The following is an 11774-nucleotide window of genomic DNA, read 5'->3' on the forward strand; positions in this document are numbered from 1 at the left end:
CCTACAAATCCTTCACATCCACGCCGCGCTCGGCCAGGATTCTGGCGCGCAGGCGCTCCAAACGCGCGGTCAGATAGGCCAGCTCGTAGGTCTCAGGCAGTTCCTGGAAATCGGCCATGTCCGGGTCGAAGCTCTCCAGGTCGATGACCACCCGCTCGGCCACCAGACGCACGTAGTCGGCGTAGCTGGGGAAATCCAACGGGTGTCCGGGCGCGCGCAGGCTGCGGGCGAAAGCCAGGGCCTCGGCATAAGCTTTGCTGTCGAAAATGCCGGCATCGGGATTGGTCATGGCGTTTTCCCTTTAGGTTTGGAAGAGGGGGAAGAGGGTGCGAGAGGGGAAACCCTTTGAAAAGGGTTCTCCCCTCTCGCGCTCTCCCCTTCCTAAATTTCTTAACGGGTTGCAGCGGCAACCTGCATGAAGAAGGCCGGGAGAGAGGGCTTGGGGAACCTTAGTAACCCGGCCAGGCCGGATAGCCCGGGCCGAAGAAGGGCCGGGGCTGGGCGCCGTCCTCGACCGGAGCGCTCCGGGATGGAGAGGCGGCGGACTTCTTCCCCGTCTTGCCCGACTTGGCCGGGGCGGCCTTGGCCGCGACAAGCCCGTCCACCTTGGCGCTGAGCGCGCGGACCTCGCCGGAAAGCCGCTCCAGGGCCTTGGCCGCGTCGCGGCCGCGAAGGGCGTCGACCTTGGCCGAAAGGGCGGCTACCGCCTCGCCGACGGCCTTGACCTGTCCGGCCAGTCCCGTGACGTCGACCGCCGGCGCGGCCGGCGGCAGGGCCTTGACGCTCACTGCCACGGCGCGGACCTCCTGGCGCAGCCGTTCGTTGGCGAACCCCAGCCAGATCACGCCGGCAAGGATAAGCACCAGCGCCGCCACGCCAGCGGTGGCCACTCGTCCCCAGGGATACGTCTGGGCATCCATATGTCCGTCGCCTCCCTCCCCGTCCGGCTTCGGCCGGGCCTCCGCTTCAGGCGCGGCCTACAGCTTGGGCAGGGTCTTCATGGTGCGGATGTTGTACCAGCGGTCCTCGTCGGCCAGCCGTCCGTCCCGGAAGGCCTCGGCCACGTCGCGGATGCCGTCGGCCACGCCGTACTTGGGCGTAAATCCCGTGGCCAGCAGCTTGTCGGAATTCTGGCGATAGGAACGGGGGTCGTTGGACGGCTTGATCTCGATCTCGGCCGGAGCCACCTCCACGATCTTCTTGGCCAGATCGAGGATGGAGATGTTTTCGAAGCCCGCGTTGTAGATGCCGGTGTATTTGCCGCCGGCGGCCAGGAAATGCAGGAACACCCGCACGATGTCCTTCATGTGGATGTTGGGCCGGGTCTGGTCGCCGCCAAGGACGGTGATGTGCTTTTTGGCCAGGGCCTGCATGGTGAGCAGGTTGACGGCCACGTCCAGGCGCATGCGCGGAGAGTAGCCGCACACCGTGGCCGGGCGCACGATGGTCAGGGCGAACTTGTCGGCGTAGCTTAAAAGCACCCGTTCGCTGACCATCTTGGTCTTGTTGTAGTCCGAGATGGGCACGCAGGGCAGGTCCTCGGTCACTTCCGGCTCGTCCTTGACGCCGTAGACCGAGCCCGAGGAGGCGTGCAGGAACTGCTTGACCCCGCAGGCCACGGCCTTCTCGGCCAGCTTCATGGTGGCCAGGCAGTTGACCTCCCAGGTCAGTTTGGAATCCAGGTCGCCGCAGGGGTCGTTGGCCACGTTGGCCAGGTTGATCACGGCGTCCACGCCGGCCATGGGCACCGCGTCGATGTCCCGCGTGTCGCCGCTGATGGCGGTGAGGCGGGGATGTTCGGGGATGTGGCGGCCGAACCAGCCGATGTCGTAGGCCGTGACGTCGTGCCCCAGGGCGAGGAGTTCCGGAACGAGCACGCTGCCGATATAACCGAATCCGCCGGTGACGAGTATGCGCATGAAAGCTTCCTTTTGGCTGTGTGATAATGACGGCGAAGCGTCTGGCCGGGCCATACACCATTTGCGAAACGCGCGCCAGACATGCTACCCGCCACCATCGCGCAAGCAAAGGACGGGAATATGCGGGCGATCCGGGACGCGTTGGTCTGGTGCTACTGGCATCCTTTCAAGCGGTTGGTCTGGACCCTGCCGGATGGCGCGGCCCATGCCCTGGCCAGGGGGCTCGGCCGGGCGCTCGGCCGGGTGCCCAACGCCAGGCTTGCCGGCATGGCCGAGGCGGCGCGCTACGTCCCGGGCGTGCCCGACGATCCCGGGGCGCGCCTTTCCCTTGCCCGCAAGGCCCTGGTGGAATTTTGCCAGACCGACCTCGAGGCGCTTCTTTTTCCGCGTCTGACCCCGGAGCGCACCGCCGCCCTGGTCGCCATCGCCGGCCGCGACCGCCTCGACGCCGCCCTGGCCATGGGGCGCGGGGCCATGCTCGCCTTCGGCCATTTCGGCGCCAACCAGATGATCATGCCTGCCATCGGCCACGCCGGCTACCGCATGTGGCAGCTTTCGGCCCCGGCCACGGTTTTAAACGAAAAGCTGCCCGAGGGGCGGAGCCGGGCGGTGCGCCGCACGCGCGAGATGCGCTGGGCCCACGAGTTGTCCCTGCCCGTGACCCACGTGAGCGTCTTCGGCAGCCTGCGGGAGGCCTTCACCTGTCTGCGCGGCGGCAATGTCCTTGGCGTGGCCGTGGACGGCGGCGGCGGGGAAAAACGCGTCGCCGTGCCCTTTCTCGGCCGTACGGCCGCCTTTTCCCTGGGACCGATGCAGCTTGCCGGCAAGACGGGCTGCGCGGTGCTGCCCTGCTTCATGGAGCGGGCGGCGGATGGCCGGATGACGCTTCGCATCGAGGAGCCGCTGCCCGCGGTCGGGCCCCGGCACGAGGACGCCGAGGCGGCGACGGCCCTGTTCGCCGAGCGCCTGTCCCGGGCCGTGATCGCGAGTCCCAGCCATTACCTCTATTTCCTGGCTTTCCGGCTGCACATGGCGGCAAGCGGCCAGGACCCCTTTTTCGTTTGAGGGCGCGCGACGGGAACGCCTGATGAAAATCCCTGGGAAGCGGATACGAGGCTGGACAACGCCGGCCGCCTCCATTACCCAGGGCGGGCCATGCCAATATCCACGACGACCGCCGGCACGCATCCGGCCGCGCCGCCGCAGCCCGGATCCCCGGGTTTTTTTGCCCGCCTGGACTGGGGCCTTGTCGTCGTTTTGCTCGCGGCCGCCTTTTTGCTGTTCTACAATCTGGGCCAGCGGCCCTTCTGGCAGGACGAGGCCGAAACGGCCTGCCTGGCCAGAAACGTCTTGCACTCCGGCCTGCCCTACGCCTCCGACGGGGTCAATGTCGTGTCCCAGGAGGAGGCCCGTGAGTTCGACAAGACCGGCGGCTACCTGTGGCGCTGGTCCCCCTGGATTCAGATCTACATGCAGGCGGCGGGCATGGCCGTCGGCGGCATGGACACCGCCCCGGCCCGTTTCCCCTTCGCCCTGGCCGCGCTTCTGGCCATCTTCTGGACCTACCGGCTGGTGCGCCGCCACTTCGGCGACCGGTCGTGGGCCTTGCTGGCCGCCATTTTGCTCACCAGCTGCGTGCCTTTCTTGCTGATCGGCCGGCAGGCCCGCTACTACGCCCCGGGCACGCTTTTCGTGCTGTGGGCCCTGGACGCCTTCTTTTCCGACTGGCAGCGGCGCTGGGGGCCGTTTTGGGCCATTTTCGCCTCCATGGTCCTGCTTTTTCACGCCAACTATCTGCTCTTTTTGAGCTTCGCCCCAACGGCCCTGGCCGCCGCCGCCCTGGTCTATCCCGAGCGCATGGCCTGGAAGCGGCTGGGCCTTTTGACCCTGCTCACCACGGTCGTGGCCGTGGTGCCGGGAATCCTGCTCTACCGCATCGGCCGGCAAAGCGGCATGTTCGACATCCTGCTCGTGCCGGAAAACCTGATGCTCTACTTTGCCGACCTGTGCATGTTCTGTATCCCGCTGCCCGTATCGGCGGCCCTGGTCTGGCGCTGGCGGGGCTTTTTCACCAGGCTCAGGCGCCCCGACGATCCCGGCGAGACGTTCGTGCTTTTTTCCGCCGTGCTGATCGTCATGAGCCTGCTTTTTCTCGGCATCGTGCCCCAGCGCTTTTTCCGCTACATCGCCCATCTGCTGCCCCTTTGCGCCATCCTGCTCGCCTGGTGCGTGCGCCGGCTGTGGGGCTTTTCCCGGCCCGCCTCGGTGATGCTTTTCATCCTGCTGGCGTTTACCAACTGGCTGGCCGTCTACCCCATGGAGCGGCTCAAGATCGTCAACCGCCCCTGGCAAAACGATTTTCGCCAGCTCACCTCGCTCAATTTTCCCTTGAAGCTCCTCGTCACCGAGCTCGTCTGCGGCTATCCCGACGTCAACACGAGCATCGTGGAATTTTTCAAGACCCACGCCAAGCCCGGACAGACGGTGCTGGCCGAGTACGGCGATTTGCCGCTGATGTTTTACGTGCCGGGGCTCAGGGTCCTGGGGGGGCTGCAAGGGCCGGTGCCGCCGGGCACGGTGCCGGACTGGGTGCTTCGACGCCGGGTGGTGCGGGTCAACCGCGACCGCTTTCTTTTCGGCGCCCGGGAATATACCGACGGCATGGACCTTTCGGGCCGCTACGAACGCGTGCCCCTGTCCCTTCCCGACGAGACCTTCGGCAACCGCACCGACGACCCCAACCACCACTATTTCATGCCGGTGGAGCCCCCGAACAAGTCGCTGGAAATCTGGCGGCTCAAGGAGCCTCGGTCGTGAAGCGCGTATTGACCCGGGAGAACGTGGTGCGGCTGCTTTTGCTCGTGGCCCTTGGCGGCACCCTTTACAAAGGTTTCATGAAGACGCCCGAGGCGGCCTCCTGGCTGCGGCCCCGGGATTTCTTCAACGGGCTGGTCAATGACGGCGAGAACACCGCCATCATGAAGGAGCGCCACCGCGACGTGCTCGAGGCCACGGATAAGGCCGTGCGCGTGCGCCTGTCCGAGCTGCGCTCCGGCGTGTACAAGCCGGCCAAGGGCTCCCTGGTCGACGAGGAATCGCTCACCCGGGCCATCCGCAAGGACCAGGCCACCCGCGAACGGGCCGTGGACGACGAGGTGCGGGCCTGGGAAAAGCTTGAGCGGGCCAGACGCCTGGAAGCCGCGCACTGGCGCATGGGCCTTGGCTGCGCCGAAGCCGGGGAGGGCGGCAAGCCGTGAGTCGTACCGGACGCAACCTCAAGCGGTCGCTTCTCGCCGTGCTGGCCGTGATCGTTCTCGGCGTGGGCGCGCTTGTCTGGTTCGGGGCCTGGTATTACCCGGCCCTCGGGCTTGCCGGCATTCCCAAGGACGACTACCGCCGGGCCATGGACATCGCCGTGCGGGGCATGACCGCCTCGGAGGGGTTGGCCTTCGAGGATTGGGATTTCATGAAATTCCGGCAGGTGGAGCGCGGCGGCGAGGCCTACGCCTGGGGCGCGGCGCGCTGCCGGGCCAGGGACGGCTCCACCTCCTTTTATTGGGTCTATCTGGAATGGAGCAAGAAGCGCGGCCAGTGGCTGCGCAATTTCAGCGAGGAACTGGCCACGCCGGACGACGAGATCTATTTCACCCGGACCTCCCCCGGCCAGTTCGGCCGGGCCCGGCTGGCCCTGGGCAAAATCCTCGGCCAGCTTGCCGCCCATGTCCGGGAAGCCCGCGGCTTCGGCCATAATCCCCAAGACTTGCCAAGCCCCGGCCTTTGACGTATTGGCCGTTTCTCCGGTCATATGCCGGAATGCGGCCTGGCCAAAAGGCCGCCGGGCGGCGTCACTCTCCCCCCAGGCTTTTACCGTCCGCTTGCAAACCACACGAGGAAGAAACAATCGCCATGACACTGCGCCAACGTTGCGACCACTTCAATGCCTTGCATTCGAGCATATCCGCCCAGGGGATCAATCCCTATTTCAGGCCCATATCCAAGACTTGGGGCACCGAGGTCGAAGTGGACGGCAAGCGTCTGGTCATGATCGGTTCCAACGACTACCTGGGGCTTAGCCATGACCCCCGGGTCATGGACGCCTCGGCCCGGGCCGTCTACGATTGGGGCACCGGCCCCGGCGGTTCCCGCTTTTTGAGCGGCAACATGGTGCTGCACCATGCCCTGGAGGAAAGGCTGGCCGCCTTTGTCGGCAAACGCCACGCCGTGGTCCACGTCACGGGATTTAGCACCAACATGGGGGCGCTCGGCGTCCTGGTCACCCCGGCCGATACCGTCATCTGCGACCGGGAAAACCACGCCAGTATTTTCGAAGGCATCAAGAACACCCGCGCCCGGCTGGTCACCTTCGCCCACAACGACGCGGCCCAGGCGCGAAAGCGCGTGGAGGACGCCAAGGCCGCCCGGCCCGACGGCGACGTGTTCCTGGTCACCGAGGGCGTGTTCAGCATGTCCGGCGAGCTGGCCGTCCTCGACGAGCTGGCCGCCATCAAAGCCGACCATCCCGACATCGTCTTTTATCTCGACGACGCCCACGGCCTCGGCGTGTTCGGCCGGGGAGGGCGCGGCGCGGCGGACCATTTCGACATCACCGACAAGGTCGATTTCATCATGGGCACCTTCAGCAAGTCCATGGCGTCCATCGGCGGGTTCATCGCCGGCGACGACGAGGATATGCTGCGGTTTTTGCGCTACCAGTCGCGCACCCAGATTTTTTCCGCCGCCCTGCCGGCCGCCAACACCGTGGCCGTGCTCACCTGCCTGGACATTTTGGAGCGTGAGCCCGAGCGGGTGGACCGCCTCCACGCGGTCACCCTGCGCATGCGTCAGGCCTACAAGGATATCGGCCTACGCATCGGCGCCTCGGCCTCGCCGATCATTCCCATCATCATCGGCTCCGACGAAAAGGCCTTCCAATTTTCGCGCGCCCTGTTCGAGGCCGGCGTCTTCGCCCTGCCGGCCGTCTATCCGGCCGTGCCGCGCGGCCAGGCGCTGATCCGGACCGCCTACATGAGCACCCACCAGGACCGGCAGCTCGATTTCGTGCTTTCGGTCCTCGACCGTCTGGCCCGGGAGTTCGGCGTGCGCGAGTGCGACATGGCCGAGGATATGGATGCGGTGTGCCCGGATGGGGACGTCGCCGAGGCCTCGGGCCGCTCGAGGCTCTCGTACTTGTAAAGCGCCCCTGCCTCCGGTATAGGCGCGGGAGCTCCTTATTCTGGGACGCCTCCCGGTACACAGCATGGCTATTGGAAAACGAAAGAAGATAACCGTCGCGGAACTCGACCGCATTCGGCGTCGCGGCGCCGGCCCTATGCGGTATTACGACCTCGTGCGCGTCAGCGTGCGCGAGGTCGTGCGCAAGCGCCGACGCTACATCGGCGTTATGGCGTCCATTGCCCTTGGCATGGCGGGGTTTATCGTCATCATCACCATGGGCAACGACCTCAAGAAAAATTTCAACAACGACCTCGACTTGCTCGGCGGCGCGACCATCATCAACGTGATGTTCGAGCAGCAGCCGCTGGAGCGCCAGGAATGGTTTCGCGACCGGACCCTGGACGCCCTGGCCCGCATTCCGGGCGTTTCCGACATCACCAAGGTGGCGCTGAAAACCAATGCGCTGACCACTTGGCACGACAGGATTTTCGGCTTCAACCTGGTCGGTTGCGAAGCCAATTATTGGAAGGTCTTTTCCTTCAACGCCGCCGAAGGCCGTCTTTTCGACGAGCGGGACATCGAGGAAGGGGCGCGCGTGTGCGTGGTGGGCGTGGACCTGGCCCGCCAGATGTTCGGCGCGGGCAAGGACGCCATCGGCAAGATCCTGTCCATCGACGACAACCTCTATACCGTCGTCGGCATTCTCGGCGGCGTGCGCGCCGGCGACCGCAGCCAGTTCGTGTTTCTGCCCATCTCCACGGCCATGGCCCGGGTGGTGAACATCTCCATGCCCTACAGCGCCTACGTGCGTTGCGCCACATGGGACGACGTGGCCCCGGTGTCCAAGGCCATCCCCGGCGTGGTCAAGGCCAATCAGATCGACCGGGGGCTGCGGGTCAACGTGGCCTGGGAGCCCCTCAAGCAGGTGCAGCGCATCTTCTGGTGGGTGGAGCTTTTCATCTACAGCTCCATTGTGGCCACCATGATTCTCGGCGGCTTCGGCATCTGGAACATCATGATGGCCACGGTCACGAGCCGCACACGTGAAATCGGCCTCAAAAAGGCCATGGGCGCCCTGGATACCGACATCCTTTACCAGTTTCTTTTCGAGGCCCTGTGCGTCACCCTGACCTCGTCCGTGGTGGGTGTGGTCCTCGGCCGGGTGGGCATCGAATACATGAGCCGGATGCTCGGCTCCAGGCCGCCGGAAGGATTGTTTTTCGTCTGCTTGTTGCTGGGGCTTGTCTTCGCCGCCGTCCTCGGCATCGGCGCCGGCCTTTATCCCTCCATCCGGGCCAGCCGGATGCAGGTCGTGGATGCCATGCGCTATGAGTAATCAATACGATCATACCGACGACAACGCGCTTGTCATCGACATCAACGGGCTGACCAAGACCTACAGCACCGGGCTCGAACCGATTTCGGTGCTCAAGGACGTCAATCTGCACGTGCGGCGTGGGGAAATGGTCGCGGTCATGGGGCCGTCCGGTTCGGGCAAATCCACCCTGCTTTTCTGCCTGGGGCTTTTTCAGCCCCCGTCCACGGGATCCTACAAGGTGGCCGGGGTGGAGGTCTTGACCCTGTCCCGCGACCAGCAGGCCATTTTTCGCCGGGAGATGCTCGGATTTGTTTTTCAGACTTGTGACCTGCTTGAAAACTCCACCGTGTACGAGAATCTGGAACTGCCGCTGATCTACGCCGGCGTGCGCCGCAGGGAGCGGCCCGAACGGATTCGCGAGGCGCTTTCCATGGTCAACCTCGAACACCGCATCCACCAGCCGTCCAACCGGCTGTCCGGCGGTGAGCGGCAGCGGGTGTCCATCGCCAGGGCCCTGGTCAACGAACCGGAGTTTATTTTGGCGGATGAGCCCACCGGCCAGCTTGACCGGGAAAACAGCCTGCGTGTATTGGAGTATTTTACAAAGATTACGGAAGAAGCCCGCACGGCCATGGTCGTGGTCACCCACGACGCGATGACGGCCGAGCATTGCACACGCACGTGCGTCCTGACGGACGGCCGCCTCAACGGTTGAACGCTCGACGGGGAGGAGCGCATGACCAGGGAATTTACCAACGGACATCGGATCGATGCGTCGCAGGGGGGCGTTGTCCGCCGTTTTCGGGCGGGACGCGCGACGGTGCGGGCCATGGCCGTGGCGCTGTGTCTGGCACTGATATTCGCCTGCCTGCCGGCCTGGGCCGGCTCGTCCCGGTATACCAAGGACAAGGGCGTCCCCGCTGCGGCTCCGGCCGCGTCGTCTGTTTCGGCGCCCGCGCCGAAGGCCGCCGCCAAGGCGTCCGGGGAAGAGCCGGCGCCGAGTTTCGCCAAAGCCGCCGGGGGACTCGCCCTGGGCTCGACCACGTTGCGTTCGCCCGCCGACTTCCAGGAATGCGTGCGCGTGGCCCTGAGCCAGTCGCCGCTTTTGACCAAAAGTTCCATCGAGATCGAATCCAGGCGCCTGGACGTGGGGGATGCCTACTCCCAGTACATTCCCACTATCATCATGAGCACGACCTTCTACCTGCGCCTGCCGGAGTATAAAAATACGGCCGCGCCCACGGCTTGGTCGTCGGTCATGCAGAACGCCTCGTCCAACCCCACCCAAAACCTTTCCAATTCCATCTCGGCGGCCAACGCCGTCTACTCGGGCAACTCCAACAACCGTAACCGCAAGACCTACGACCTGAACTTCTCCACAGGAGCCTGGAACCCGCTTTTGACCGCTTTCGAGGTCCAGGCGAAAAAAGAGATGGTCAACATCGCCGTTCTGTCCCACCTCAAAGTCATCGACGAGGGGCTCAAACGGCTCGGCACCACCTTTTTGCAGCTCGGCATGGTCGAAAAAATGTTGAAGCTGTCCAAGGAACGGGAAGATCTGGCCGTCAAAAACCTCGAGTACGTGAAAACCAAGGCCGGCCTCGGCCAGGGCGCCCAGCTCGATGTGCGCATCGCCGAAACGCGCATCAACATGGCCAAGGCCGAAGCGGAAAAAATGCGGACCACCCGCAGCGTGCTCCAGGACGAGATGAAGTTCATTATGGGCATCCCCTTTGTCCAGAAAATCAATCTCGACCTCACCAACGCCCCGGGCCAGGTTCTTGAGGACTTCAACCCGGCCTCGGTCACCGATGAGCGGCTGCGCAAGCATTCCTTCAAACTGCGCATCCACGATTACGAACTTTCGTTGCAGCGGAAAAACATCGCCCTGTCCTATATTCACTTTTTGCCGACCTTCTCTTTCGGCTTCACCTCGGTGTCCACGCTCAACAACACCTCCTACAAGGAGGACACCTCGGCGCTGCCGTTCATGTATCCTAACCTGTCGTTCAATTTCCCCTTCGACTGGTGGACTAAAAGCCGCGACGTGAGCCGGCAATACAAGAAGCTGGCTCAAAAAAACGTCGAGGGGCGCAATCTGGAATTCACCCTCATGAGCGAGTTCCAGCAGGCCCTGGCCAAGCTGCGTTCGGCCAATTCCGACGTCAAATTCGCCAACTCCACGATGGAGTTGCAAAAGCTGACCACACAGCAGGCCCAGTTCCGGTTTGAATCCGGCCAGGCCGAATACGACGCCATCGTCAAGGCCATGGCCGACTACCTGGACAGCCGGCAGACCTTGATCACGAAGGAATACCAGCGCGACGTCGACATGCTCGAGGTCCGGTCCATCTCCGGCGACTTCCAGGACCGCTACATCAACGCCACTGTCATGGAGAACATCTAAATGCGGCAGCTTGTCACGCTTTTGGCCGCCATCTGCCTGCTGGCCGCAAGCACGGCCGGCATGGCCCAGGACAAGGCTCCGGACGGGAAGCAGCCCGCCAAGCAGGAGACGCCCGACTCGTTTCGGCCCGCGACGATCAATTTTTCCGGCAAGCTCTACAGCCCGGTCAAATTGTCTGTGTTTTTGCCCTATAACGCAAAGATAACGGCCCTTTCCGGGAAGATCGGCCAGCAGGTCAAACGCGACGACATCCTGGCCCGTTACGAGATCCCCCTTGAAACGCGCATGGACGAGAAGACCAAGCTCTCACCGGCCAACATCAAGGAAATCGAGTACAAGATAGCCATGGCCGACAAGGAGATTGATCGCCTTTCCGCCAAGGCCAAGGAACTCCAGGCCATGAGTCAGCGCAACATGGCCTCCCAGCAGTCCCTGACCATGAACTCCAAGGAGATCGAGGTCTACCGCAAGGAAAAGACCTCCCTGGCCGAGCAGTTGACCCTGGCCCGCGAGCTCCTGTCCGATCACGTGGAGCTGGCCGAGGACCGCTTCGGCAAGGCCGCGGGTGTGGGCAAGATGCCCAAGGACGGCATCATCAAGGCCCCGACCGACGGCTATGTCATGTGGATGAATCCGGAGCTGCGCCTCGGGGTCAAGCTGGCCAAGGACGCCGAGCTGTTCCAGGTCGGCAAGCTCAACCCCATGATCATCCGGGCCCAGGTCCATGAGATCGAGGCCCAGAAGCTCAAGGAAGGCGAGGCGGCCACCGTCACCTTCGACTCCATGCCGGGCAAGACGTATTCCGCCACGGTGTCGCGCATCCCCTGGGCGCCCATTCCCTCTACCCTGCAGCAGCCCTCGTATTACGACGTTGAGTTGACCATTCCCAACCCGACGCTGGAACTCAAGGAAGGCCTCAAGGGGCAGATCACCATTCAGCCCGACAAATAAGTCT

The 11774-nt window shown here is 64.2% G+C and carries 12 protein-coding genes; 9 read left to right on the plus strand and 3 right to left on the minus strand.

Annotated features, from left to right (window positions below):
* Window position 1: 1 nt before the first annotated feature.
* The 3 genes from DESFRDRAFT_RS03045 to DESFRDRAFT_RS03055 form a co-directional block, all read right to left on the minus strand.
* Window positions 2-289, minus strand: coding sequence for a hypothetical protein (locus DESFRDRAFT_RS03045; protein ID WP_005990988.1), 288 nt, complete (start codon window positions 287-289; stop codon window positions 2-4).
* Between the two features lie 160 nt (window positions 290-449).
* Window positions 450-920 (minus strand): hypothetical protein, encoded by a 471-nt coding sequence (locus tag DESFRDRAFT_RS03050; protein WP_005990990.1) that lies wholly within the window; start codon window positions 918-920, stop codon window positions 450-452.
* Between the two features lie 57 nt (window positions 921-977).
* The gene (locus DESFRDRAFT_RS03055; RefSeq protein WP_005990992.1) at window positions 978-1919 is read right to left on the minus strand and encodes an NAD-dependent epimerase/dehydratase family protein; all 942 of its coding nucleotides are present in this window, start codon (window positions 1917-1919) and stop codon (window positions 978-980) included.
* A gap of 120 nt (window positions 1920-2039) precedes the next feature.
* Between DESFRDRAFT_RS03055 and DESFRDRAFT_RS03060 the strand changes: the two genes are divergently transcribed.
* The 9 genes from DESFRDRAFT_RS03060 (at window position 2040) to DESFRDRAFT_RS03100 (ending at window position 11770) form a co-directional block, all read left to right on the plus strand.
* On the plus strand, window positions 2040-2984 hold the full coding sequence (locus DESFRDRAFT_RS03060) for a lysophospholipid acyltransferase family protein (protein WP_005990994.1): 945 nt from the start codon (window positions 2040-2042) through the stop codon (window positions 2982-2984).
* A gap of 90 nt (window positions 2985-3074) precedes the next feature.
* The gene (locus DESFRDRAFT_RS03065) at window positions 3075-4736 is read left to right on the plus strand and encodes an ArnT family glycosyltransferase (protein WP_005990995.1); all 1662 of its coding nucleotides are present in this window, start codon (window positions 3075-3077) and stop codon (window positions 4734-4736) included.
* A complete protein-coding gene (locus tag DESFRDRAFT_RS03070; RefSeq protein WP_005990997.1) occupies window positions 4733-5176 on the plus strand; it encodes a hypothetical protein in 444 nt (147 codons plus the stop codon). The genes DESFRDRAFT_RS03065 and DESFRDRAFT_RS03070 overlap by 4 nt, the downstream gene beginning before the upstream one ends.
* Window positions 5173-5700 carry a hypothetical protein gene (locus DESFRDRAFT_RS03075; protein WP_005991000.1) on the plus strand — a complete coding sequence of 176 codons (528 nt, stop codon included), beginning with the start codon at window positions 5173-5175 and terminating at the stop codon, window positions 5698-5700. The genes DESFRDRAFT_RS03070 and DESFRDRAFT_RS03075 overlap by 4 nt, the downstream gene beginning before the upstream one ends.
* 125 nt (window positions 5701-5825) lie before the next feature.
* A complete protein-coding gene (locus DESFRDRAFT_RS03080; protein ID WP_005991002.1) occupies window positions 5826-7112 on the plus strand; it encodes an aminotransferase class I/II-fold pyridoxal phosphate-dependent enzyme in 1287 nt (428 codons plus the stop codon).
* A gap of 136 nt (window positions 7113-7248) precedes the next feature.
* Window positions 7249-8430: an ABC transporter permease gene (locus tag DESFRDRAFT_RS03085; RefSeq protein WP_005991004.1), complete on the plus strand. Its 1182-nt coding sequence runs from the start codon at window positions 7249-7251 to the stop codon at window positions 8428-8430.
* The gene (locus DESFRDRAFT_RS03090; RefSeq protein WP_043793666.1) at window positions 8423-9127 is read left to right on the plus strand and encodes an ABC transporter ATP-binding protein; all 705 of its coding nucleotides are present in this window, start codon (window positions 8423-8425) and stop codon (window positions 9125-9127) included. The genes DESFRDRAFT_RS03085 and DESFRDRAFT_RS03090 overlap by 8 nt, the downstream gene beginning before the upstream one ends.
* Before the next feature lie 21 nt (window positions 9128-9148).
* The gene (locus DESFRDRAFT_RS03095; RefSeq protein WP_005991008.1) at window positions 9149-10819 is read left to right on the plus strand and encodes a TolC family protein; all 1671 of its coding nucleotides are present in this window, start codon (window positions 9149-9151) and stop codon (window positions 10817-10819) included.
* Window positions 10820-11770 (plus strand): HlyD family secretion protein, encoded by a 951-nt coding sequence (locus DESFRDRAFT_RS03100; RefSeq protein ID WP_005991010.1) that lies wholly within the window; start codon window positions 10820-10822, stop codon window positions 11768-11770.
* The last annotated feature ends 4 nt before the right edge of the window (window positions 11771-11774 follow it).

The organism is Solidesulfovibrio fructosivorans JJ] (genome assembly GCF_000179555.1).
GTDB lineage: Bacteria > Desulfobacterota > Desulfovibrionia > Desulfovibrionales > Desulfovibrionaceae > Solidesulfovibrio > Solidesulfovibrio fructosivorans.

Coding starts and splice junctions, on each gene's coding strand:
- DESFRDRAFT_RS03080 (WP_005991002.1), top strand. CDS start 5,826: ATGACACTGCGCCAACGTTGCGACCACTTCAATGCCTTGCATTCGAGC.
- DESFRDRAFT_RS03065 (WP_005990995.1), top strand. CDS start 3,075: ATGCCAATATCCACGACGACCGCCGGCACGCATCCGGCCGCGCCGCCG.
- DESFRDRAFT_RS03100 (WP_005991010.1), top strand. CDS start 10,820: ATGCGGCAGCTTGTCACGCTTTTGGCCGCCATCTGCCTGCTGGCCGCA.
- DESFRDRAFT_RS03095 (WP_005991008.1), top strand. CDS start 9,149: ATGACCAGGGAATTTACCAACGGACATCGGATCGATGCGTCGCAGGGG.
- DESFRDRAFT_RS03045 (WP_005990988.1), bottom strand. CDS start 289: ATGACCAATCCCGATGCCGGCATTTTCGACAGCAAAGCTTATGCCGAG.
- DESFRDRAFT_RS03050 (WP_005990990.1), bottom strand. CDS start 920: ATGGATGCCCAGACGTATCCCTGGGGACGAGTGGCCACCGCTGGCGTG.
- DESFRDRAFT_RS03060 (WP_005990994.1), top strand. CDS start 2,040: ATGCGGGCGATCCGGGACGCGTTGGTCTGGTGCTACTGGCATCCTTTC.
- DESFRDRAFT_RS03085 (WP_005991004.1), top strand. CDS start 7,249: ATGCGGTATTACGACCTCGTGCGCGTCAGCGTGCGCGAGGTCGTGCGC.
- DESFRDRAFT_RS03055 (WP_005990992.1), bottom strand. CDS start 1,919: ATGCGCATACTCGTCACCGGCGGATTCGGTTATATCGGCAGCGTGCTC.
- DESFRDRAFT_RS03090 (WP_043793666.1), top strand. CDS start 8,423: ATGAGTAATCAATACGATCATACCGACGACAACGCGCTTGTCATCGAC.